Genomic DNA, 24,513 nt, shown 5'->3' with positions numbered 1-24,513 from the left:
GTTGTTGTTTGGATATATGGTTTTGGGAAAAACGGGCACGTGCAGGTTTAACCACGCGTGCCCGTGATGATGCTGTTTTAAACTCTGTAGTAACTCGTGAAGTCTACCACGCTAGGCTGCTAGTGACCGCATAGGAGCGTGGAGCGACCATCTTGTTGCGGTTGGTAAGGAACTGCTCGGTTGTGCGATCCCAAACACCGTCGAGTAGGATTGGATCAACATCGTCGAGAAGATTCTTGACGTTTAGCTGAAGCCTCCAGTCGAGGCGGTCGCCGGAGAGCTTGCGGCGGTAGGAAACGGTCAGTCCCATGGATGACTGGGAATCAGCCATAAGCGCGTTATCTAAGTTAGCCGCTTCGTTGTCGTCGGTCTCGAATGCGACCGCGGTACCCGAGCGATAGGTATAGGTCATTCCCACACCGAATCCATTGAGCTTGGAGTCCTTCGCGAAGCTGTAGAAGGTGGCGAGTGAAGCACGCTCCTTAGGGAGACCGGCGACGGGCACGCCGTTGTAGGCTAGCTTGAGTGGCACTTGAACATCAAGTTCTGCCATTCCAAGTTCAATACGCTCTGCGAGATCCATCGTATCGAGGATGATTTGCTCCTCAGCTGTTGGATTGCCGGGGTCGAAGCCTTCTGGAAGGCTAAGGTTTCCGTTTTCTGCGAGCCATGCTACCGCCAATGGACGAACTTCGTCGTAGTACTCTTGGATGTCTTCGCCGAAGCGTGACGGAATGCTTTCCATTGTCGAATAGGTGCCGCGGAAACGAAGCTGCTTGGTAGGATTCCAAACGAACTCGACTTCCTTTCCGTCAGTTGTCTGGTCGAAGATTGGCGCCCAAGAGATAGACGAGCCTTCGGCACGTTCATAGCGACCGAGGTCAACAGCTTCAGAGATCGGACCGAAACCACCCATTCCACTACGACTGAATACACCGAGAGCGGAGTTGCGGTAGTCATTCAACATGGTAGTCGAGAACTGGGTGAAGGTGCCGGAGAGCTTGTTGTCGAAGAGTGAGAACTTTACTCCGTAATCCTCACCGTCGCCGTTACGTGGGCTCACTTCGAGGTAGCGAATGTCGACGCGATTCGGGTCGGCGCTTACGTTCGTCGCTGTGTTATAGAAAACGCTGAGCGTGTTAACAGCACTGTCCTTCTTGTTGTTGATGATGTGGTAGACCGCACCGTACGACTCGTTGGTCCAGCTGCGCTCGCCTGGAATGTCGAGGGTGACACGAGAGGTGGGAACGTCGAGCTCTCCAACGTGGTTTCCGATTGAAGAATCAGCCGTCGCTCCTGTGAAACGAACCTTGGTGCCATTTTCTACGTCGAGCTTATCCTCGCGGATACCAGCGGTAAGCACGAGGCGATCATTGAAGAAGAAACTCTGCGTGCCAATGGCGTAGGAGTCGATGACTGTGTTGTCGGAAAAGTACTGCAGATCAGCCCAGTCGGATTTTCCGACAGTACCTTCGCCACGCATTGGTGTCCAAAATTCTGGAATGTATGGCTGCTTGTTTGGCTGTAGGTAGTAGCGACCGCCGAGCTTGGCGTTGTTGTGGTTAACGCGTCCTCCTCCAGGGCTGTGGTTATTGCGTCCGTCCCACTCGTAAACGACTGGGCGCTTTTGAACGGTGAGGTAGTCGCGCTCGTAGCGATTAGCGAGAGCGGAGAGCTGGTGACGACCAAAGAGTCCACCCCACTTGTCCGACTTGTCGGTGAAGTCGAGCTTGTAGGTCGCAGTCAAGCGGTACTCTTCTGAATCGAGGTTGGTGGTTTGATCCGTCGGGTTCGCTAGGCCGCCGACAAATGGCATGCCAGCGTAGGGATTTGGTGAACCGTCTGGCAGGTAGAGGTTTGGATCGTAAGTAATCGCATACTCGTTGTTACGGAGCATTACGAGGTTACGCGTATCCACGTTTTCCTTATTACCTGCGAGCTCGATGAAGAAGTTGTCTCCAAAGCGCTGCTCCCAGAAAGCGGACATAGCCTCGACGCTCGAATCATAGCTGTCGAGATCGCCTGAGAACCAGGTTTCGCGAGGGATGACGAGCTCTTCTCCTTGAAAAGAGAGAGGAATGCCGGCGGCGTCTCCTAGATCAGCAAGCCAGGTGTCGATCGATGTAGAGTCGTCTCCATCGTTCGCGAAGTGGTCGGTGAGCAAGTCGATCGGGTTGAGCGCAACGAAGTCTTCGGTCAAACTTACGTTTTTCTCTTCAACTCCATTTACGATAGGACCGGAAGAGAGGACGTATCCATTTACGCCACCACCACGTGCGGTGCGGTAGGCTGTGATGTTGTCCTGGTCGATCGGGTTAACGATTCGGTTTTCCCAACGAACGAATGGATTGCTGGTGCTGGGACGGTTGCCGGGGCGTGCGTCATTGAAATTATCGTACAACGGCGCCCCTTGATCCAACCAGTTCTGGAAGTAGTTATACGGCGCCCAAGGACGAGCGATCACACGATGACGCTTTTCGTTTTCGTAGTTGAAGCGAACTACGGAATTTCCATCCGCAAACGGTTGCCAGGTGAGTGTGGCGAACTTGCCATCGAGGCTAGTTTCTTCCGGCTCGCGGAAACCATCGAGCTCTTCATCCACCGCAGCGATTCTGAAGGCTAGCTTATCTTCGAGGAGAACGACGTTCTGGTCGATGACTGCGCGATGCCCACCGTCACGTGTGCTATCGTAGCGAAGCTCGAGCTTGCCGTCATTGCCTCCGAAGTGGGCCCGCTTGGTACCAATTAGGATAGAGCCGCCCGGATTGCCGATACCGAAGAGGAGGGAGTTCGGACCACGAGCCGCGGTAATGCGGTCCGTCAGATAGCTGTCCGTTCCCGTTTCGGTTCGGAAGAAGTTACGTGTACGAGTGTCGGTACGGAAACCGCGAACCGAGATGCTGTTACCAGCCTTCACCTCGTTGCCGGCAGTCTGAACGCCGACAATGCCGTAGGTTTCAGTGCTTGGGAGAAATTCCGCAACGGATGCGATATCGGTAGCTCCGAGTTCATCGAGGAAGTCTCCAGTCAGAACGCTCAGCGTTGCCGGGGTATCTTTGATTTGTGTACGAAGGCGAGTGCCTGCCATCGTCTCGGTCGAACGGTATCCGCCTTCTTCATCTCCTGTTACTGTAAATGGAGAGAGCGTGAATACTTCATCATCTTCGTCCTGTGCTTGAAGCGGCAGGATGAGGAGGGCGCCTGCAAAAGCGGCGAGCGCGCGTCTTTTAAAAGCTGATGCAACAGCTTCGTTTGTCGGGGTTCGTTCCATATGGATATCGGGTATGCGTTTGTAGGTTCTTCACGCCCCTGAACCTATTGAGACCGTATGGCCTTATCGGGGTGATCGTAGGGGCATTGGGTTCGTTGAGGTGCCTTTGGTAGTCAGGCTGTATCAACTATCGCACATTCGTCTTCAAAATCGTTAGGACAGAATCGGATAGGATATGGATAATTTATTGGACCTCATAAAGTATTGATAAAAAACGATCTAGCAGACGTAAGACCCTTTGTTCTCTTTCCCTGTATGCGATTTTGTCCAAGCGAAAGAAGATAGGATTCCAATCGATAGCTGTTACATTTGGACTATTGCCTCGTTTGCTCGATCAACGGACACGGAATGCACCCAACCCAATCTAGAATTCCTAATCGGACCGACAGAGAGCCGTTCTACAAACGATCCTTTACAGCTGGCTCGTCTTGTCCTGCTCCTGGTGAGCGTACTGCGAAGGCGAAACTCCAAACTCCTTTTTGAAGATGCGGCTGAAGTAGCTTTGGTCCGGGATACCAACCTGAGTGAGCACTTCCGATACCGTGAAATTACCGGACTTCAAGAGCTGTGCCGAACGCTTGAGGCGGAGGCTGCGAATGAAGGGGTTGGGCGTTTGGCCGGTCAGGCCCTTTAGAGTGCGACACAGGCTTGGCTGGCTCATTCCCATGTCTTTGGAAAATTGGATAACGGTGTATTTTTCGTCTTCGATGTTGTCCTCGACGAGCTCAATTGCCTTTCGGAGCAGAGCTTCGTCAGAAGGGGTGACTGTGACCTCGGTTGGCTCGATAACGAGCTGTTCGGAAAAGCGCTGCTTAAGCTCGCGTCGAATTTTAAGCACGTTCTCGATCTGAGCGATCAAGCTCAGCATGTTCAGGGGCTTGGAAAAATAGGCGTCGGCCCCTAGCTCCGCTGCTGTGATCCGGTGGCGATTCGCCCCTTTCGCCGTGAGGACGATAATCGGGATGTGGGACGTTTGAGAGTCGCTACGCAGTTGGCGGCAAAGCTCAAAACCATCCATGACCGGCATCATGATATCGGTAATGATGAGATCGAGGTCAGTCTTGTGAGCGAGTTTGAGTCCTTCTTCTCCGTTTTCAGCTTCGAAGGTGTCGTAGCGCTCGCAAAGAGCTTCGCGCATGAACAGGCGGAGGTCAGAGTTGTCCTCCACAAGCAGAATCTTGGCTCGGTTCGCGTTCGAATCCTCTTTCGAATCGGAAGCGATTTGCTCCTCCTCATCGTGGAGTTCAATCTCGTGATGAAGCTCCTTGTCGTTGACGACTGGGAAGTGCACGACGGCACGCGTGCCGTGCCCGTCTTTGATCGGGCTTTCTAGATCGAAACGGCCTCCGCAGAGCGAAACGAGCTGCTCTACGAGCGCGAGCCCGATGCCAAACCCTTCCTGCTTTTCAGGATGATCGCCCACGCGATAGAATGGTTTAAGGACGCTCTCGATCTTGTCTTTCGGGATGCCAACCCCTTCATCTTCCACCGTAAGCACAATTTCATCATGCCCTTCGTTCGAAGAGACATCTACCTTGACGCGTATCTGGCCGTTTTCCGTGGAGTACTTGATCGCGTTCGACACCAAATTATCGACTATTTTTTGAAGCTTGTCCGCGTCGTATCCGCATTTGAAATGCGGCTGTGATGTCTTGATAACTACGGACAAGTTTTTCTCAGACAGCAACGGATCCTGACATTCAACTGCATCTTTGACAAAGCCCATGATCTCGCCAAGAGCCGGAGTGTAGCGAGCCATGCCTAGCTCCACCTTCCGGAATTGGAGCAATTGGCTGACAAGCGTTTTCATTTTCCAGGAATTGCGCAGGGCTATCTTCAGGTTGCGGCGCAAGTTACCCGGCAATTCCTGGCGAAGCGCGTTTTCCAGAGGGGCAACGATCGCTGCAAGCGGGTTGGTGAGCTCGTGGGAAAGGTTGGTGAAGAACTCGAGTTTGAAGCTTTCTACCTTTATGGCCGATTGCACACGGGCCTTTAACAGAGCCCAAACAAGTACCAAGATCGTCACTACAGTAGCAGCGACTACAAAAATGAACCAGGGACGTTTCCAGAGCGGCGGCACGACTTGAACGGTTAGGATCGCGGGCGTCGGATCGACATTCATGTCTTGGTCAATCGCTCTGACCTCGAATCGATATTCACCGGCCTTAACCTTGTCCACAACGACGCTGGTCTGGCGAGAGTAGGGGGACCAATTTCCATCACCGAAGTGCCACGAATAGTAAAGCTCGTCTGAAGGCGTTTCGTTCCAGGCGTCATGCCCTTCCCATCGAAAGGTAAGGCGACTGCCTTCCGGCAACTCCTGGTCCCTGTCTATCAAGGACGTTTCGGGTGACATCGTGTTTCCTTTGTATCGGATCGTTCGATACCAGTTAGCGCGGGACTCCTGTCGCTTCCCCTGAAGCAACCAAGGGCGATACGAAAAATTTACCCACAAGGCTCCGTCGTTGTCTTCACGTAAGATATGCTCTTCGCGCAGAAAACGTACATCATGAGGGAGTTTCCAGCTGATCCAAGAGGTCCCGTCAAACTGGCTCACCCCTTCCTCGGACAATACCTTCAGCTGGCCGTCCTTCGATTCCAGCATATGGGCGACTTCTTTGCTGGCGACAGCGTCCATCGCGGTATGTGGCGTCCAATTCTTACCATCAAACTCAAAAAGGCCAAGACCGCCGATTGCGACCCACACCGTATCTTCCTTGTCAATCAAGACTTGATCGATCCAGCGACGATTCGGATTGGGAGAGTTGTAGCTCTGGATCGAACCATCTGCGCGGATCTGCATCAAGCTGCCAACCCCGATCCACAAATCCCCTTCCGAGGTATCGTCGATACAGGCGATGCGTTCAGGAAAAAGCACATGTCTATCCAGCCCCCCTTTTCGTTGCGTAAAGACGCCGTTTTTATAGAAAACAGCGCCCCCAGGGAGGTCGCCTAGGTAAAGCGGCGAAGCCCCATTTCCAAAAACTAAGGACCCGTCGTTTAACTCCTTGGCTGCGAGGTGACTGAAGATTCGACCGAGCCGTGGGAATTCGAATCGCTCCCATTGTCCGCTATCGTTACGCGAGAGAGCGGTGAAATCTTGGTGTGATCCTGACGCCCAAAGGGTACCGTCGCTTGAGCATATGATACTGTTGGGGTGATCGATGGTGCCATCGCTTGTGTCGAATGCAGTCCATTGTCCGACTGACGTATCATGCTTTATGATACGCCCGTCGTGGTGAATAAACCACTCGTTGCCCTGATGGTCTTCGCATTGAAAATTCAGGTCGTCGTAAGCCGCCCAACGATCGTTCGAGAGATCGATCAAGTAGACATCGGCGTTGATGCCTCCGGCCAGTAGTCGATCTCCAGGGAGAGTGACAACAAAGTTCACAGGCAGCGGAAGTTTGGTGTCGCGAGCGTTATGCACCTTCCACTTTCCCTCGTTAAGCTCTATCAGGCTACGATTGCTCCCGAACCAATATCTCCCTTGAGGGACCTCGGCCATACATCGAGGTCTCGTAAGGACGGTTGAGTCTTCAACCGAAACCTCTTTTCGGGTGTAGTTTTCGAAGAGGCTGTGACCAAATCCGTGAAAATCGAGGGCCCAAACACGCCCTTGACTGTCCAACTCGAGGCGAGGCGTGTTTGCTGGAGAGAGACTGCTAAATCGATGTAGCTCGGGGATGCCGGCCTCTGTGGCACGCTCAAGGTCAAGCACCACCACATCGAGAGACTCGCGATCGGAGAGCCACAGTTTCCCATTGTGGTCGATTACGAAGGAGAGCGGGTCTCTAAAGTCCCAGGGGAATTCGTCTCGCCGCGACGTTTCTAGATCATAGCGAACCAGCCGGTCTGCATTCGCGAACCAAAGCTCACGTTTTCCATTTTCTCGAATGTGGTGGATGCGATTGTTTCGCTCATCAAGCTGGGAAATCACCCTCCAGCCATCACCGTCGAATCGCACGAAGTTCTTTCCAGACAACGCGTATACGTGCCCGTCGGAGGCAGCCAGGATATGACTCGCTCCCGAGCCTTCTGCGGTAATCGGGAAAGGATCGAGTCGATTCCCATCGTATCGATAGACTGTCGCACCCTGATAAAACCACACCTCGCCATTGTGCCCCAGGGCAGCGTCTCGAATGTTCAAGCCAGAAGCGGCCTCAAGTTTTGTCCAGCGCCACTCTTCCTCAAGCGAGACTTCTACTTGCGGAACATAGGGCTCGAGCGCCCACGCAAGCTGGGTCGCCCCTACTAGAAGTAGAGCTAAAACGAGGGCTCGGGGCAGACCTGCAAAGAGTCCGCAACGCGACAGCTTGTGAATTCTCGGAAGCACGAGGCGGGTGTGGGGCGGTTGGGGGTATTCTGTCTTTATAAGATTGGAGGGAGGAGAGACGAAGAAAAATTACGCTCAAATGAGAAAAACGGCTATATCTTAGAGCGTATTTAATATACGCAAATACGTCACTCAGCTAATACGCACGGACTCTGCGTCCTGGCGTGGAGCCTTGAACGGGCTGAAACCAGCAACTCAGAACGTATCAGTTTTATGGATAAAACACATTAGGTTTCGTATGTCGGACGTATACCCCTCAGAGTTGTCTGAATAGACACGCATAGTATGGTAGAGAGCGAAAAACGAGCGTTTGCTCATGAATACCCCACAAAAGGAATTTACTGCTATGAAGGAGTTTCTACCACTGCTTGCATTTGCCGCCACTGCAATTTCATCACTTGAGGCGGAAGAGTTTCGCTATGAAGCCGATTGGGATTCTATTCGCAGTCACTGGGAAGTTCCCGAGTGGTTCAGGGATGCGAAACTGGGAATTTTTCTTCATTGGGGGCCTTACACCGTACCGGCCTACGGCGTCACAAAGTATCCAAAGTACATGTACTATGAAGGGTGGAAGTCCAAGAAGGGCGAACCGCTCTTCGACTACCACTTAGAAACCTACGGACCGCAGTCAGATTTTGGATACAAGGACTTTATTCCTCAGTTCAAGGCGGAGGCGTTCGACGCGGAAGAGTGGGTCGCGTTGTTCAAGGAAGCTGGAGCAAGATACATCGTACCGGTCGCCGAGCACCACGACGGCTTCGCGATGTACGATTCAAAGCACACGAAGTGGAACGCGAAAAAGATGGGGCCGAAACGTGACACGCTGCGTGAGTTGGCCGACGCGACGCGTGCGGCAGGATTGAAGTTTGGGGTATCGTCTCATCTGGCCGTGAATCGCCGGTACTATTCAAAAAAGGATCCGTCTTGGGATACCAACGACCCTGAGAACTGGCAGTTGTACTGGAAGGCAGACGAGCCGAAGGACGCTCCTAGCGATGAGTTTCTCGATTGGTGGTGGAAACGGACGACCGACATTATCGACAACTACGAACCCGACCTCCTATGGTTCGATTTCGGTTTCGACAAACCCGGATGGGAGTCGGTGCACAAGCCAATTCTGGCTTACTACTACAACAAGGGGCTCGAGTGGGACAAGGAAGTGGTGCTGCAAGGTAAGAACATGAACAAGACTTCACGCGTGAACGGTAAGTTCTTTCATGATACCTCTGTGAAATCGTTTCCTGAGGACCTGATCGTGCTAGATCTGGAACGTGGTCGAATGTCCGACATTCGAGATCTGCCCTGGCAGACCGATACAGCCACAAGCAAGGACACTTGGAGCTATGTAGAAGGCCAGGAATTCAAGACTTCTGGCTACCTCCTGGATGAGCTAATCGACATCGTGAGCAAAAACGGTTGTTTACTTCTGAACGTCGGGCCAAAGGCCGACGGAACGATCACTGAGGAGGAGACGAGAATCCTCAAGGAAATGGGTGCGTGGCTGAAGCGTAACGGGGAGGCAATTTACGGGACTCGCCCTTGGAAGATCTTTGGAGAAGGACCGACAGAAGTACAGGCGGGAAACCACTCCGAGCACGAGAATCCAGACAATGTAGCGGCCGACATACGTTTTACTCAAAAGGAGGATGAGCTCTACGCCATTTCGCTCGCTTGGCCAGATGGAGGTCGTTTCACCATTGAGTCATTGGCGAGAGGCAATCCGTACGAAGAGCGTGAAGTCGAATCGGTTCATTTTCTCAGCGGAGAAAGGCCCGCAGCGTGGAAGCAGACAACGAAAGGGTTGCGAATCGATGCGGGCAGCGAAAAACCCTGCGAGGCAGCTTACGTTTTCCGTATCAAGTTTTCGGATTGAGTTAGCCCCACCGCACTGATGCCTCGCTCAACCCGTATCTATATCTAGGATACGCAAGGCTTGTCGGTCATTCATCCCTCGGAAGCTCCCGAATAGACGAGGGATGTATAGTGTATGAGTTAAGAACCCCATAAGCGCTCAATATGAACTACAGACGTTTTCTTACAACCCTCCTAGCTACCCTTGCTTTTGCTCTTTCTGCAAATGCATCCAAGCCAAACATCATCTACATCCTTGCCGACGACATGGGGCAGGGTGATGTACACGCATACAACAAAAATTCGAAAATCCCGACACCGCACTTGGATCGGCTCGCTGCGGAGGGCATGACATTCATGGATGGGCACACGAGCTCCGGGGTTTGCACACCGACACGGTATGGGATTCTGACCGGGCGATATTCGTGGCGCACACCGACTTTGAAGCAGGGCGTTCTAGGTGGGCATAGCCCACATTTGATCGATCCGGATCGTGAAACAGTGGCTTCGCTACTGCAGAAGGAAGGCTACAAAACTGCGTGTATCGGCAAATGGCACCTCGGTATGGACTGGACCTTAACTGATCCTAGCAAGACCTCTCAACGCGTTTCATGGAAGTACGTGGATCCGAAGGGACCGATCAAGAATGGACCAAACAGTATCGGCTTTGACTATTTTTTCGGGATCTCGGCCTCGCTCAACATGGATCCGCACGCCTATGTTGAAAACGACAAGCTACTGGGCACATTGGAAGTCCTTAAGAACCTCGATGAAGTTAACGCGCGAGGCTATACGCAGCCATCTAAACCGGGGTATGCAGCGAAAGAGTATGTTCAGCAGGAGGTCCTGATCAAACTTGCGGAAAAAACCAGCGAATGGATACACAAGCACAAGGATAGTCCCTTCTTCGTCTATTTACCTCTACCGTCACCGCACTCGCCGATCGTGCCGAGCGATAGATTCCTAAATAAGAGCGGCCTCAATTTGCATGGCGACTTCTGTATGGAGTCAGACTGGGTGCTGGGTGAAGTGCTCAAAGCGCTGGACGAAACCGGAACAGCTGAAAACACGATCGTTATTTTTACCGCGGACAATGGAACCTCACCGAAGGCGGAATTTAAAGAGATGGCTGAGCAAGGACATAACTCCAGCTGGATCTACCGCGGGATGAAAGGGACGAACTGGGAAGGAGGACACCGGGTGCCGTTCATCGTGCGATGGCCTGCGGAGATCAAAGCGGGAACGAGATCGGATGAACTAATTTGCACAACGGATCTAATGGCAACCTGTGTAGATATTTTGGATACCGACATTGCTGACAACATGGCGGAGGACAGTGTGAGCTTTTTGCCTGCACTGAAGGGTAAGGAAATCCGAGAAGCCAAGGGACGCGTCGTCGTTCACCATTCAGACAAGGGGATCTTTTCAATCCGCCAAGGGAAGTGGAAGGTGATGTTTGACGACTTTGGAGGGTCGAATCGAGGCGACCCTAGGAAAGACGAACCAATCGAGAACGCGGCTCCACTTCAACTTTTCGATATGGTTAACGACCCAACGGAGGATGTGAATCTCGCCGCAAAGTATCCAGAGGTTGTGGAATCTCTCAAGAAGGGATTGGCGGAGGTGATCCAATCGGGCCGGAGTACGCCAGGAGAAGATCAACCAACCGATTTGGCTGAAGCCTGGGATTCCTGGACTCAGCTAGATCCGGTTCGAGAGTATCTGGAGCGCTAGAGGGGAGGCTTCGTATCGATACAGCGTGAGGTTCCTCCTCTTCAGGCAATAGAAAGAGAAGCTATGGCATGGTTCCCTTGATGAGCCCAGCCCCGAACACTTCAAGATCCCTCAACACGATTCTGTTATGATGCGCATACCCTCGATCCTCTTATCTCTTTGTTTCTCCGCTCTCGCTTTTTCGGAAGACCGAAGGCCCAACATCGTTGTCATCATAACGGATGATCTTGGATACGCAGATGTGGGATTTAACGGGTCAAGCGATATCAAAACGCCTGCTTTGGACAAGCTGGCAGAAGGCGGCACGATCTGCAGCTCGGGGTATGCGGTTCATCCGTTTTGCGGTCCGAGCCGGGCAGGCCTGATGACGGGGCGTTACCCGCATGAATTCGGATCGCAATACAATCTGCCGCGAAATAGCGATTCCGTCGTGGGCTTCGGAATCCCTCTACAGGAGGTTTTCATTAGCGAGGTACTGCAGGAAGCGGGGTACTACACGGGAGCCGTAGGGAAGTGGCATCTTGGGGCCAATGACGAATACTCGCCGAACGGACGCGGCTTTGACGATTTCTTTGGGTTCAGAGGAGGAGGTCACAAGTATTTCCCAAACAAATACCAAGCGGCTTACGAAAAGCAGTTGAAAGCCGGGGTGGAGGTTATCGTCGACAATATCTGCCCGCTTGAACGCAACGGACAAGAGGTGCGTGAGACTGAGTATCTGACAGACGCCTTTTCAAGAGAGGCGGTTCGTTTCGTGGAGGACGCATCCCAGAGGGATCAACCATTCTTTCTGTACCTCGCCTACAACGCTCCGCATAGTCCGATGGAGGCGCCTGCCGAGGATGTTGCCCGTTACTCCCATATTCCTGACAAGAAGCGACGCGTTTACGCAGCCATGGTTGACATCGTAGACCGCGGAGTCGAGCAACTGCTCGGGGCCCTGGTGGATAAAGGTGTTTATGACAATACCTTGATCGTATTCCTTAGCGACAATGGCGGTAAGCTCAAGTACGGTTCGAACAACGCTCCGCTGCGGGGAGAAAAAGGAGAAACCGCGGAAGGAGGCCACAGAGTCCCAATGTTCTTTCACTGGCCCGAAGTCGTACCTGCCGGAAGAACCTACGAACATCCTATATCCGCATTGGACTTCTACCCAACGTTTTTGTCGTTGGCGAAGGCCTCTCTCCCCACGGGGAAGCAGCTCGACGGGGTAGATATATGGGATCGGTTTTTAGCAGGGGAAAGCGCGAGGGAAGGCGAGCCCTTGTTTTCCATGCGGTACGAGGGCAATGCAACCCAAGTGGGAATCCGAGTCGATAACTGGAAAGCGAACTACGACGGTAGCGATTGGGAACTCTACAATCTCTCCAGCGATCCCGGCGAGGATCATGACTTGAGCTCTCGCTACCCGGAGCGGCTAACGTTTTTGAGAGCGAAAGCAAATTTTTGGAGTGATACGCACGTAGAGCCGAAGTGGATACACGATCAGGAGCGAGGGCGGCATTGGAATCCCAATCTACCGAATTTCGAGAAACTGTTTGATGCAAACTAGAGGAGAATGAACCGCTCATGAATCTTTATCGAATTTCCAGGCTTGCGGTCTTGTTGATGTCTCTCTGCGGTATCCTTGGGATGTCCTGCAGCGGCAAATCGACACGTCCCAACATCCTGGTCATCTTGTGCGACGATCTTGGTTACGCCGATGTAGGCTTCAACGGTTCAAAGACCATTCCCACTCCCGCTTTGGACGAACTTGCAATGGGCGGAGTCATCTGCACCTCGGCTTATGCGGCACATCCGGTTTGCGGACCCAGTCGAGCTGCGTTGCTCACAGGGCGATGCCCCCATTCTTTAGGGGGACAGTTTAATATTCCATACTTCAATCACCAGTGGGGAGTATCGACAGAGGAGGTATTTCTTTCTCGGATACTGAAAGAGTCAGGGTATTTCACGGGAGCGATCGGGAAGTGGCATCTAGGTGAGGGGCATGAATATTTACCCAACCAAAGGGGCTTCGATGAGTTTTACGGACACCTAGGGGGCGGACACAAATACTTCCCTGATAAATACCTCGCCGAGTACGATCGCCGAGTGAAAGCAGGAGAAACACAAATCCCTCCCAACACGACGCCTCATCTGAGAAACGGGAAACAAGTGCGCGAAACGGAATATCTTACGGACGCTTTCACACGTGAAGCTCTCAGTTTCATTCAAGAGGCCAACGAACGCGATCAGCCCTTCTTCCTGTACCTCGCCTACAACGCTCCTCACTCGCCATTGGAAGCAAAAGCGGAGGACCTAGAGACGTTTTCCCACATTGAAGATAGGCGAACCCGCACCTACTCGGCAATGGTGCATTGCGTAGACTACAACGTGAAAAGGATCGTAAGCGCATTGAAGGAAAACGGTGCTTACGAGGACACGCTAATCATCTTTCTGAGCGACAATGGAGGCATCCCACGAAATGGAGCGAGCAACGCTCCTCTAAGGGGCCAGAAGAGAGACGTAGAGGAAGGCGGGTTTCGAGTGCCGATGTTTTGGCATTGGCCGAAGTCGCTGCCAGCGGGGCGGAAATTCAATCATCCCGTATTGACGATGGATCTCTATCCGACGTTAGCCAACCTGGCAGGTGCAAACATTCCTCCAGGCAAGATTCTTGACGGAAAGGACATCTGGGGCGCTCTCCTACAAAACCGAAACCCACACCACGACGAGTTGATCGCAGTCGTTTCCCATCGACTTGACTACACCGACATCGCTGGACGCATCAACGAATGGAAAGCGGTACGTTCGAAAAATCGGTGGCGTCTCTACAGGATAGATCAGGATGTCGGCGAACAGCATGACTTGAGCTCTCGCTACCCGGAACGCCTCAACTTGATGATTGGCGAGCTGAAGCAATGGGCCAGTACGCACCAGATGCCCAAATGGGTCTATTCGGATCAAGAGCGCGAGATCTGGAAAGAGAACCAGCAGCCCTGGTTTGAAGGCACTTTCGATACCAACTAACCCTACACTTAAGACTATGCGAATACTTCCCCAAGTTACCCGAACCTTAAAACAAGCGTTAAGCCTTTCGGCTCTTCTCTGCATTGGCGACGAGAGTGCAGCCGAAGAGTTTCGTTACGAAGCGGACTGGGACTCGATCCGCAGTCGTTACGAAGTGCCGGAGTGGTTCCGTGATGCTAAATTCGGCATTTTCCTACACTGGGGGCCGTATGCCGTGCCGGCCTTTGGGAGCGAAAAGTATCCGAAACGGATGTACATCGATGGCATCTCCGGAAAAAGCCAGGTAAATCATTACGCTCACGCTGAGGAGAACTATGGGAAAGTGGGAGAATTTGGATACAAGGACTTTATACCAATGTTCAAAGCGGAAAAATTTGATGCCGAGGAGTGGGCTCACTTGTTCAGGAAGGCGGGCGCACGCTACGTGGTCCCGGTGGCGGAGCACCATGACGGTTTTGCCATGTACGCTTCGAAACACACGCGGTGGAATGTTGCGGAAATGGGGCCGAAGAAGGATACCATGCGTTTGCTCGCGGAGGCGGTGCGTTCGGAAGGGATGAAATTTGGAGCGTCCTCGCACTACGCGTTGAATCGGGCTTACTATCCAAAGAAGAATCCAGACTGGGATACGAATGATCCAGAGTACGCGGACCTTTATTGGAATCCGATAGAAAAGGGAGCGTTGCCATCCAAAGAGTTCCTTGATCACTGGTGGGACCGTACGACTGACATCATTGATCAGTACGAGCCGGATGTGCTCTGGTTCGACTTTGGCTTGGACAAACCCGGCTTCGATTCGGTGCATGCGCCCATCCTTGCTTACTACTACAACAAAGGCTTGGACTGGGGGAAGGAAGTCGTCTTCCAGGATAAGAACATGAAGAACGAATCGTTTCCGGAGGATGTGATCGTGCTTGATATCGAACGCGGCCGTATGGCGGATATCCGCGAACTTCCTTGGCAAACGGATACAGCAGTGGGCGTGAAGTCCTGGGGGTACATCGAAGATGAGGAATACAAGACTTCGGATTACCTTCTCGATGAGCTTATCGACATCGTGAGCAAGAACGGTTGTATGCTCCTGAACATCGGCCCTAAGGCTGATGGAACCATTCCTCAGGAGGACAGGGAAATCATGCTCGATATGGGCGATTGGCTCGCTCTCAACGGCGAAGCGATCTACGGAACGCGTCCTTGGAAGATCTTTGGCGAAGGGCCAACCAAGGTCAGTGCCGGACATCACTCGGAAAGCCAGAATGCGGACAACGTGGCGGCTGACGTAAGATTTACCCAGAAAAACGGAGTCTTGTACGCGACTTCACTCGCATGGGCTGAAGGCGGTTCCTTCACGATCGAGTCCCTTGCGAAAGGAAATCCACACGATTCGCGTAAGATCGATTCCGTCTTCTTCGTGAGCGGTGGGAAGCCAGTCGAGTGGAAGCAGTGCAAGAAGGGCCTCGTGATTGAAGCGGGCGAACACATGCCATGTGAAGCGGCTTACGTTTTTCGCATCAAATTCGCGGACTAGGAATTCGCTCTTACACAACTTTTGTATCGAGCAATTGCTGACGCAAACAGGCATATGTTTGACGCAATAACATCTATTTAAAGCCTCGGTCGATAAAGGTCGGATAAATGACCCTCAGAGTGGGTACAATAGACGCGTATTGTATAATGTTGGGGTGTTTTCTAATCGCATACCCAGCCCACAGAAGCCCTCTTTCATGAAGAGGTAGACTGTAGACCCCTTCAATGTTTGTGCCGTTAGGAGATAAGAAACTCGTTTAAAGCCCCCCCCTGCATCAGTGATTAAATTGCCCAAGATAAAGTGAGATCCGCAAATCATTGCATTAGCTCGAGCTTGTCGGGAACCGTACGGGTGCAAGGCGTAACCTAAAACTAAATACGACACCTCAAATGAATAGACGAGATTTCTTTAAGAAGGGAGCCAAAGGAGCTGTGGCGGCGAGCTTGATTCCGATGGGGGCAAATGCCTCCCAAAATTCTGAATACAGTGGAACCCGTGACGAAGACCAATGGCTGCAGCTCGGTTCTGGAAAACGGATCAAGCCAGACCGCAAGAAAACGGTTCAGTACGATGTGGCCGTCCTCGGAGGAGGGATGGCTGGCATGTGCGCTGCGGTAGCCGCGGCTAGAAATGGAGCGAAGACTGTTCTGGTTCAAGACCGCCCGGTGTTGGGTGGTAATGCGTCAAGCGAGATCCGAGTTAATATGAACGGTGTGACGCACCAACGTCCGGATGGCATGGCCAAGCGCGAGACAGGAATTGTGGAGGAGATGCTAATCCACAATCGTTTTCTCAATCCGCAAGAATCCTATTCGATGTGGGACCACGTGCTCTACGATTTTGTGACTCAGGAACCTAATCTTGAAGTCATGATGAATACTCAGGCGATTAAGGCCAATATGACGGGCGATCGAATCAAATCGGCTCGGTGCTGGCAGTTGACTACAGAAACTGAATACACGATAAAAGCTGATCAGTTTATTGATTGTTCAGGCGATGGAATGTTGGCTGCGACTGCTGGAGCCCTTTATCGGACGGGCCGAGAAGCGAAATCTGAGTTTAAGGAAAAGTTTGCCCCTGAAAAAGCGGATGGCTGGCAAATGGGGGCATCGATTCTCCTGCATGCAAAGGACATGGGGAAGCCAACTCCTTACACGCCGCCTTCTTTTGTCCGCGAATTCGATGCAGAAAAGACCCATCACCATCGTTTGAAGGGACTGGAAAAGAGCTTTAAGCCGGGAAACATTACTAGCCATATCACTGGTTTTTGGTGGGTAGAGTTAGGAAGTGAATTCGATAACATCGCTGACCTTGAGAAGAATCGTCATAAGTTGATGGGCTACCTCCATGGGGTTTGGGACTACATAAAGAATTCCGGCAAGTACCCGGAAGCAGAGAATTTTGCCATTGAATGGGTCGGGTCTTTTCCTGGCCGTCGCGAATCTCGTCGCTTTATCGGCGATCATGTACTCCGCGAATCTGATCTTACGGAGTATCGACATTTTGAAGACGCTGTAGCTTATGGAGGATGGTCTCTGGATGAGCACAACCCGGGTGGAATCGAAGATCTAGAAGAGCCACCAAGCTACTTTCACGACAAATTTACTAAGATCTACGAAATTCCGTATCGTAGTCTATATTCGAGAAACATCTCCAATCTACTCTTCGCCGGTAGAAACATCAGTCAAACGCACATAGCACTCTCATCCTCACGTGTTATGGGCACTTGCGCGTTGATGGGGCAAGCGGCGGGAACGGCAGCCGCAATTTGTATTGAGAAAAATACGTCGCCACGCGGTGTGTACCAGAAGCATCTCACCCAGTTGAAGGAGCAACTGATGAGGGATGACGCTTTTATTCCTAATCATCCGGCAGAAGATCCCGACAACCTCGCTAAGACTGCTAGCGTTGCGTTTGCGTCCTCAACAAAGTCGGGTGACGTCAAACTCCTCTTGGATGGGTACTCAAGGGATGCTCTTGGTGAAACGCATCACTGGAAGTCGGACGGATTACCGGCACAAGTTCAATACGAATGGGAGAACCCAATCGAGTTTTCCAAAGTCGAGATTAAGTGTGATACGAACGTAAAGCGGAATCTCATGCTTCGCCGTACTTACACCTTGAGCGAGAAGTATACGAACACGGTCCCGGTTGAGATGCTCAAATCGCTAGAAGTGGAAGCTCGAGTCCGGGGCAAGTGGGTTACGGTAGGAACGAATTCTGAAAACAAGCGACGCCTAATTAAGTTCGCTTTTGATCCAGTACGAGCGACCGCTGTTCGGATTACTTTACGAGAAACCTACGGAGCGAAGCATGCTAAACTCCATGAGGTGAGAATTTACGAATCATAGCGTTATGAAGAAATCAAAGCTACTAAGCTTCCTGGCAACACTGCTGATTTGCAGTTCAATGGTTGTCGCAAAGTCGAAGCCCAATATCATCTTTGTCCTCGTTGATGACCTTGGCTACGCGGATGTCGGGTTCAATGGGTCGACTTACTATGAGACTCCGATTATCGACGGGCTCGCCAAGGACGGAGTCGTGTTCGAGAACGCGTATATGTACCCGACGTGCTCGCCTTCTCGTACAGCGATCGCTACGGGCAAGCAATCCTTCCGTACCGGCGTATTCACCGTACCAGTACTTGAGCAAGGAAATGAACAGGAGAATGTATTCTCTCGTTGGACCGTTGGCACCGAGCACACCATGTACAGCCAACCAATGGCCGAAGTCGGCTACAAGTCGATCCACATCGGTAAGTGGCACCTCGTTGGTCCGTATCCTCTGGAAGAGCTCAAGATGGACTTCCCGATCAAGGAAAAGCTCAAGCAACCGGATCCATGGGATTTCAGCTGGTACGACACTCACATGAAGCACGCCAAGCCTTACTACCCGGAAGGTCGTGGCTATCTCAAGAACGTTGCGGGTACTTACCGTGGAGACCCGGCACTCGAAGTTGATGGATACAAAAACCCGACCGGCGGCTATTTCCCTCCATTCAGCAATCCGTTCCTCGAAAATAAGGAGGGCGATGAGTGGTTGACCGACCGTCTGACCGACGAAGCGATCGAGTTCATGGACGAACACGAAGATGGTCCATTCTTCATCAATCTTCACTACTACACTGTCCACCGCCCAATCCGTGGCCGCAGCCCGGAAATGGTTGAAAAGTACCTCAACAAGCCAGGCGACCCCATCACAGGGCAGGGGACGCAAAAAGGCAGACAAGGTGAACGTGACGCTGAGCTCGCGACCATGATCGAGAACCTCGACTACAATATGGGCCGCATCATCGACTTCCTCGAGCAGAAGGGGCTTCGTGATAACACCATGATCCTCTTCACTTCCGACAACGGCCAGAACGTCGGCCTCAACAACAACCTGCGCGGGAAAAAAGGATACATCTACGAAGGTGGTATCCGAGTTCCGACTTTCATTAACTGGCCAGGCAAGATGAAGCCACGTCGTACCAAGACCCCGATATCCGGTCTCGATTTCTTCCCGACTTTCATGGATCTCGCGGACATCGACTACGATGGCATTCTCGATGGCGACTCCATAACTGGTCTCTTCAAGGGCGAGCCTAAGAAGCTCAAGAAGCGTCCGCTCTTCTGGCACATCGCTAGCCAAAACAAGCACGGTGCGTGCTCGGTCATCCGCAAGGACGACTACAAGCTAATCCAGTACCTGAAAGATGGGGCTCTCGAGCTATACAACTTGGCCGACGACCCGAAGGAGTCCAAAAATCTCGTATCCGAGAATCCAGAACTCACCCAGAAGCTTCTTAAGGAGCTAACCAACTGGCGTAAGGTAAACAAGGCTCAGCTTCCTCCGGAGTCTCCTCTGGAATTCTAGTTCCACACACCAAGTAACCAATTTGCTGCTACAACCCCTTAGATAAACATAGATATGAAACGACCTCTTCTCGGCATCCTGGCAGTCGCTTTGGCGGCGCCGCTTGTCCAAGCACGAATCGTTAACGTTGCCGACCACGGTATCTTACCCGGCAAAGACGTTTCCTACGAAGTCAACGCTCTGCTTGAAGAGCTGCAGGACGAGAAAGGGGTCACTCTTTTCTTCCCGAAAGGCCGTTACGAGTTCAAACCGGAAAACGCGGTTGAGCAGTACCGTGCGGTGACGAACCACGACAACAGCCTCAAGCGTCTCGCCTTTCCGCTCTTTGGTTTCGAAGACTTCACGCTCGACGGCGATGGTTCGACCTTCGTGTTTCACGGCCGAATTTGTCCGATCACTGTAGAAGGCTCTAACGATGTCGTATTGAAGAACTTCACGATCGATTGGGATACGCCGTTTCATCACGAGTTTAAGGTCATTAAAAGTGACCCGAAGACGAACACGTTCGTGGCAGAGGTTTCGCCATCGAAGTATGGCTTCGAGGTTAAGGGCCAGACCCTCTACCTGAACCACTACAATTGGCAGGACTTCATCGGGCAAAACATCGTCTATGATCCAAATACCGGTGCTCCGTACTGGATGACCAAGCGGTACCAGCTCAAGCGTACCACGGCTAAGGCCAAGAAACTGAGCGACACTCGCGTACAGTTGACCAACGCGACCAAGGAAGCTCCGCCAGTAGGCGCTCATTACGCGACCTACGGCAACGCACCTACAAATCGTTTAGCCCAGTCCATCCACCTTTCCAGCACCAAGGACACCTATATCGAAAACGTGACCGTTTACGCGGGTGGCGGTATGGCTCTGATCGCTGAGCGTGCGGATAATGTTCACCTTAATGGTTTCGTAGTGACCTCAAGGGATGATCGCATCCTCGCGACTCGTGCGGACGCGACTCACTTCCTCGGCTGTAAGGGCCTCGTGAAGCTTGAAAACTGCCGTGTCGAGCACATGGCGGACGACGGGATCAACGTGCACGGTGCTTATATCAAGGTCGTCGAGAAGCTCGATGGTAATGATCTGCTTTGCGAGATCAGCCACCGTCAGCAAGTCGGCCTCACTTTCTGCGAGCCGGGTGACAAGCTCATGATCACTTCTCGTGAGACGGTATTACCGATCTATGAGACCGAAGTTGAAAAGGTACGTGTGCTCAACGAAGCACGCATGGTGATCACCGTTACGGACCTTCCCAAGAAGTACCCAAAGGGACCACTTTCACTCGAGAACCTGACTTGGTATCCAGATGTTGAACTCCGCAACAACATCATGCGCGACAACCGTGCTCGCAGTGCTCTCATCTCTACCAAGGGTGACGTAATCATCGAAAACAACGTCTTCTCCTCGCAGATGCACGGCATCCTCATAGAAGGCGACAACAAGGCTTGGTACGAGTCGGGCGGAGTTCGCAACGTCGTAATCAAGAACAACGTGTTTGAGAATATTGGATACGGAAGCGGCCAGGGCTATCCGCTTTACGCTTCGCCGATGCTGCTACCTGAGCAGCGTCTCGGCGACGATCAATACCACTGGAACGTCACTTTCAGCAACAACGAGATCAAGAGCTTCAATGGCCAGCTCGTTCACGCGAAATCCGTCAAGAACCTCGTGCTAAGCGGAAACAAGATTGTGAAGGAGGAAACCTATCCGGTTGGCGAGCAATTGCCAGCGGTCGACCTCGACTACTGCGACGGTGTTAAGATCGTAGGCAACGAATGGGTAGGCTTCGATTTTGAGAACCACGTCGAGCAAAAGGACAATTGCTCGAATGTAACCGTTAAGAAGAACAAGGGACTAAAATAGTGAAATCGCTCTTCTTCGCAGCATCCATGTTCGCGACACTCTCTTTGAGTGCCGGCGATAAACCAAATGTGCTTTTCATCGCGATCGATGATCTGAATACGACACCAGGTCTCTTCAAAGGGGAGACCAAGGTGGACACGCCGAATATCGATGCGTTGGCGAAGAAGGGAGTGTATTTCACAAACGCTCACTGTGCCGCTCCCGCCTGTAATCCTTCGCGGGCTGCGGTCATGACGGGTATCGCTCCGTCAACTTCAGGAGTTTACACTAACCAGCAGGATTGGCGTGAAAACAATTATCTGAAGAACCGGGATACCTTGCCGGATCACTTCCGGAACTTTGGATACAAAACCATGGGCGGGGGTAAGCTCTACCATAGCGCGACCCTAAGCGTCGGTGGCTACACCGGTTACATGGATGTCGATCCTTGGGACGAGTATTTCCCGAACAAGGAACGCCAGATGCCATGGGAAGTGAAACCAGATCAAATCCCAGCCAACAGTAACAAGAAGTTTTACGGCGGACGTTTTGATTGGGCAGCTCTCGACATCGAAGACGACGAGATGGCGGACGCCAAGGTTGTGAACTGGGCGAGCGAACAGCTTTCCAAGGAACACGATCAACCGCTTTTCCTCGCTGTTGGTATCTACCGTCCGCACATCCCGTGGTGGACTCCGAAGAAGTATTTCGACATGCATCCGATCGACGAGATCGAGATGCCGGAGATCGTAGAGAACGATTTGGGCGACGTGCCCGCTGCCGGTCAGAAGATGGCTCGCCGCGACTGGCACAAGTGGCTTGTCGATAGCGACAAGTGGAAGGATGCAGTGCAGGGCTATTACGCGTCGGTGAGTTTTACCGATGAGATGGTCGGCCGTTTGATGAAGGCTTTGGACGACGGTCCACTAGCGGAGAATACCGTCGTCGTGCTTTGGACCGACCATGGTTACCATCTAGGACAAAAAGAACACTGGGAGAAGTTCGCTCTTTGGGAGCAGACTACACGTGTACCGTTTATCATTGCTTCCCCTGGTAAGTACAAGGTCGGCAAGGCCTGTGAGCAGGCAGTTAGCTTATTGGATATTTTCCCGACTCTCAATGAACTCTGCGGTATCGGAGAGATTGATACACTAGATGGGGAGAGCTTGGTGCCGCTTCTAAAGAAGCCGAAGATGGACACCGGTCGTGCTGTAGTCAGTACTCAGAAACTGAACAACCACGCCGTTCGTTCGAAGGACTGGCGTTATATCCGTTATGCGGATGGTTCGGAAGAGCTCTACAATCAAAAGAGGGACCCCAAGAATTTCACGAACCTCGCCAGCAACCCCGAGTACGATTCGATCAAGAAGAAGCTCAGCGAGTGGTTACCAGAGCACAACGAAGCCCCGCACCCGACTTTCAACGCCCAAGCAGCGATGAACAAAAAGAAGGCAAAAAAGGAGAAGAAGAATGCGAAGTAGTGCTAATTCGAATCGCAGTCTTTTAGGGTGGATCGACTTCTCCGTACCGAGGAGCGTGAGCGACGACACATCTACGAACGAAGTGAGAATAACAGGCGATCATGGACGTCTTCGGAGAAGCCGTCCCGCCTTGGTTTCGCTCGTGATTGTTCTTTGTGCGATATTTACAGGCACTCACGCTTCCGCCTCACCCCGTCCTAATGTCGTCGTCGTCATGGCTGACGATATTGGCCTCGGTGACATTGGTTTTTACCATCGTGAGCGGACTGGCAAGAAGGAGGTTGTTCCTACGCCAAACATCGATCGACTGATTGACGAGGGTATTCGTTTTTCGGATGCGCACTCGGCTTCGTCGCTTTGCGCTCCGACTCGTTTTTCGATGATGACGGGTAATTTCGTATACCGAAACAAAACCGGTAACGGAAGCTTCAGTCCGGTAGGTGATTCGTGCATCGAGCCAGATTTCACCACCATAGCCCGAACCGCCAAGAAGGGTGGTTATCATACAGCCTTTTTCGGCAAGTGGGGACTGGGAAGTGTTTGGTCGAGCCGTGATGGCGATATGTCCAAGATCGAGATGGGAGCTCGGTATTTTGGATTCGACTACGCGTACGAGACACCACAAGGCCTGCAGAATTGGCCGCATGCTTTCTACGAGAATCAGGAGTGGCAGCCATTGGCGGAAGACTCAAAGCTGGTCCCAATCAGTAAGGAGCAAGCTCGCCATTCCAAGAGCGGCATCGGCGACTCCAATTGGAATCCTGAGCTCGTTGGCCCGATGCTGGCCAAGGCGGCGACGGAATACATCACCCGTCAGACGGCTGATCACCCAGACGAACCTTTCTACCTCTACTACTGCAGCCAGGCCGTGCACATCCCGCATACGCCTCCTGCACAGCTTGATGGGGTAAAGATAGCTGGAGCGACAGGAGACGATCACGGCGACATGATTCTGGAGCTCGATGTGCAGGTTGGCATGTTGGTCAAAGCTCTCAAGAAGGCAGGCGTCTACGAGAATACTCTGTTCATTTTCACGTCTGACAACGGAGGCCTTAGTAAGGGCAAGGTAATAGGCCAGAAGGGGCATGACTCCTCGAATGGTCTGACCGGCAAAAAGGGCTCCTGCTACGAAGGTGGACACCGAGTTCCCTTCATCGCTACTTGGCCGGGCGTTATTGCTCCGGGTACGAATTCGGATGTGGCAGTGGTGAACCACGATACGGTGGCAACCATTTCTGCTTTAGCAGGTCAGGAGTTGCATCCAAGCGTTAAGGACTCTGCGAATCTCGTTCCGCTCTTCAAAGGGGACACTCGAACGCTCGCCCGTAAATACATGCTTCACAAGGGCGGTAAGGGGCCGACGCTCGCTTTGCGCGAAGGTGACTGGAAAATCGTTCTAGAGTTGGATCCAAATTGGGAGTCGGAAAACCGCTACCTCGATCACGGACCGCTCACCCCTGTCGGATTGTATAACTTTTCGAATACGACCTCAGAAGAGGAGAAGTTCAACCTCATCAAGAATCCGGAATATGCGGCAAGAATAAAGGCGATGCACGCGACCTACTTGCGCCTCCGCAAATCGCTCGAGCCAACGGTCGAGTACTAATTA

At 52.3% G+C, this 24,513-nt stretch carries 12 protein-coding genes; 10 read left to right on the top strand and 2 right to left on the bottom strand.

What is annotated here, in order from left to right:
• Nucleotides 1-103: 103 nt before the first annotated feature.
• Nucleotides 104-3,271 (bottom strand): TonB-dependent receptor plug domain-containing protein, encoded by a 3,168-nt coding sequence (locus tag JIN87_RS02945; RefSeq protein ID WP_200354022.1) that lies wholly within the window; start codon nt 3,269-3,271, stop codon nt 104-106.
• 412 nt (nt 3,272-3,683) lie between these two features.
• The gene (locus JIN87_RS28700) at nt 3,684-7,607 is read right to left on the bottom strand and encodes an ATP-binding protein (protein WP_200354021.1); all 3,924 of its coding nucleotides are present in this window, start codon (nt 7,605-7,607) and stop codon (nt 3,684-3,686) included.
• A gap of 316 nt (nt 7,608-7,923) precedes the next feature.
• Here JIN87_RS28700 and JIN87_RS02935 point away from each other — a divergent pair, with 316 nt between their 5' ends.
• The 10 genes from JIN87_RS02935 (at nt 7,924) to JIN87_RS02890 (ending at nt 24,510) form a co-directional block, all read left to right on the top strand.
• Nucleotides 7,924-9,480, top strand: coding sequence for an alpha-L-fucosidase (locus tag JIN87_RS02935; RefSeq protein ID WP_234033206.1), 1,557 nt, complete (start codon nt 7,924-7,926; stop codon nt 9,478-9,480).
• A gap of 143 nt (nt 9,481-9,623) precedes the next feature.
• Complete coding sequence (locus JIN87_RS02930; RefSeq protein WP_200354020.1) at nt 9,624-11,192, top strand: sulfatase family protein; 1,569 nt, start codon at nt 9,624-9,626, stop codon at nt 11,190-11,192.
• 127 nt (nt 11,193-11,319) lie between these two features.
• Nucleotides 11,320-12,744 carry a sulfatase family protein gene (locus tag JIN87_RS02925; protein WP_200354019.1) on the top strand — a complete coding sequence of 475 codons (1,425 nt, stop codon included), beginning with the start codon at nt 11,320-11,322 and terminating at the stop codon, nt 12,742-12,744.
• Nucleotides 12,745-12,761: 17 nt separating this feature from the next.
• On the top strand, nt 12,762-14,201 hold the full coding sequence (locus tag JIN87_RS02920) for a sulfatase-like hydrolase/transferase (RefSeq protein WP_200354018.1): 1,440 nt from the start codon (nt 12,762-12,764) through the stop codon (nt 14,199-14,201).
• Between the two features lie 16 nt (nt 14,202-14,217).
• Complete coding sequence (locus JIN87_RS02915; protein ID WP_234033204.1) at nt 14,218-15,729, top strand: alpha-L-fucosidase; 1,512 nt, start codon at nt 14,218-14,220, stop codon at nt 15,727-15,729.
• 389 nt (nt 15,730-16,118) lie between these two features.
• The gene (locus JIN87_RS02910) at nt 16,119-18,080 is read left to right on the top strand and encodes an FAD-dependent oxidoreductase (RefSeq protein ID WP_200354017.1); all 1,962 of its coding nucleotides are present in this window, start codon (nt 16,119-16,121) and stop codon (nt 18,078-18,080) included.
• Nucleotides 18,081-18,084: 4 nt separating this feature from the next.
• Nucleotides 18,085-19,584, top strand: a complete 1,500-nt coding sequence (locus tag JIN87_RS02905; protein WP_200354016.1) for a sulfatase — start codon at nt 18,085-18,087, stop codon at nt 19,582-19,584.
• 54 nt (nt 19,585-19,638) lie between these two features.
• Nucleotides 19,639-21,444 carry a right-handed parallel beta-helix repeat-containing protein gene (locus tag JIN87_RS02900; protein WP_200354015.1) on the top strand — a complete coding sequence of 602 codons (1,806 nt, stop codon included), beginning with the start codon at nt 19,639-19,641 and terminating at the stop codon, nt 21,442-21,444.
• Nucleotides 21,444-22,904, top strand: coding sequence for a sulfatase (locus JIN87_RS02895; protein WP_200354014.1), 1,461 nt, complete (start codon nt 21,444-21,446; stop codon nt 22,902-22,904). The genes JIN87_RS02900 and JIN87_RS02895 overlap by 1 nt, the downstream gene beginning before the upstream one ends.
• Nucleotides 22,894-24,510: a sulfatase family protein gene (locus JIN87_RS02890; protein ID WP_200354013.1), complete on the top strand. Its 1,617-nt coding sequence runs from the start codon at nt 22,894-22,896 to the stop codon at nt 24,508-24,510. The genes JIN87_RS02895 and JIN87_RS02890 overlap by 11 nt, the downstream gene beginning before the upstream one ends.
• The last annotated feature ends 3 nt before the right edge of the window (nt 24,511-24,513 follow it).

It is taken from the genome of Pelagicoccus mobilis (assembly GCF_016595505.1).
GTDB classification, from domain to species: Bacteria; Verrucomicrobiota; Verrucomicrobiia; order Opitutales; family Opitutaceae; genus Pelagicoccus; species Pelagicoccus mobilis.
The sequence above is the reverse complement of the archived record's forward strand: the minus strand, read 5'-3'. Positions and strand labels throughout refer to the sequence as shown.

Excerpts from the sequence above, each read along its gene's own strand:
- JIN87_RS02925 (WP_200354019.1), top strand. The coding sequence starts at position 11,320 with ATGATGCGCATACCCTCGATCCTCTTATCTCTTTGTTTCTCCGCTCTC.
- JIN87_RS02920 (WP_200354018.1), top strand. The coding sequence starts at position 12,762 with ATGAATCTTTATCGAATTTCCAGGCTTGCGGTCTTGTTGATGTCTCTC.
- JIN87_RS02905 (WP_200354016.1), top strand. The coding sequence starts at position 18,085 with ATGAAGAAATCAAAGCTACTAAGCTTCCTGGCAACACTGCTGATTTGC.
- JIN87_RS02930 (WP_200354020.1), top strand. The coding sequence starts at position 9,624 with ATGAACTACAGACGTTTTCTTACAACCCTCCTAGCTACCCTTGCTTTT.
- JIN87_RS02890 (WP_200354013.1), top strand. The coding sequence starts at position 22,894 with ATGCGAAGTAGTGCTAATTCGAATCGCAGTCTTTTAGGGTGGATCGAC.
- JIN87_RS02945 (WP_200354022.1), bottom strand. The coding sequence starts at position 3,271 with ATGGAACGAACCCCGACAAACGAAGCTGTTGCATCAGCTTTTAAAAGA.
- JIN87_RS02915 (WP_234033204.1), top strand. The coding sequence starts at position 14,218 with ATGCGAATACTTCCCCAAGTTACCCGAACCTTAAAACAAGCGTTAAGC.
- JIN87_RS02935 (WP_234033206.1), top strand. The coding sequence starts at position 7,924 with ATGAATACCCCACAAAAGGAATTTACTGCTATGAAGGAGTTTCTACCA.
- JIN87_RS02910 (WP_200354017.1), top strand. The coding sequence starts at position 16,119 with ATGAATAGACGAGATTTCTTTAAGAAGGGAGCCAAAGGAGCTGTGGCG.
- JIN87_RS02900 (WP_200354015.1), top strand. The coding sequence starts at position 19,639 with ATGAAACGACCTCTTCTCGGCATCCTGGCAGTCGCTTTGGCGGCGCCG.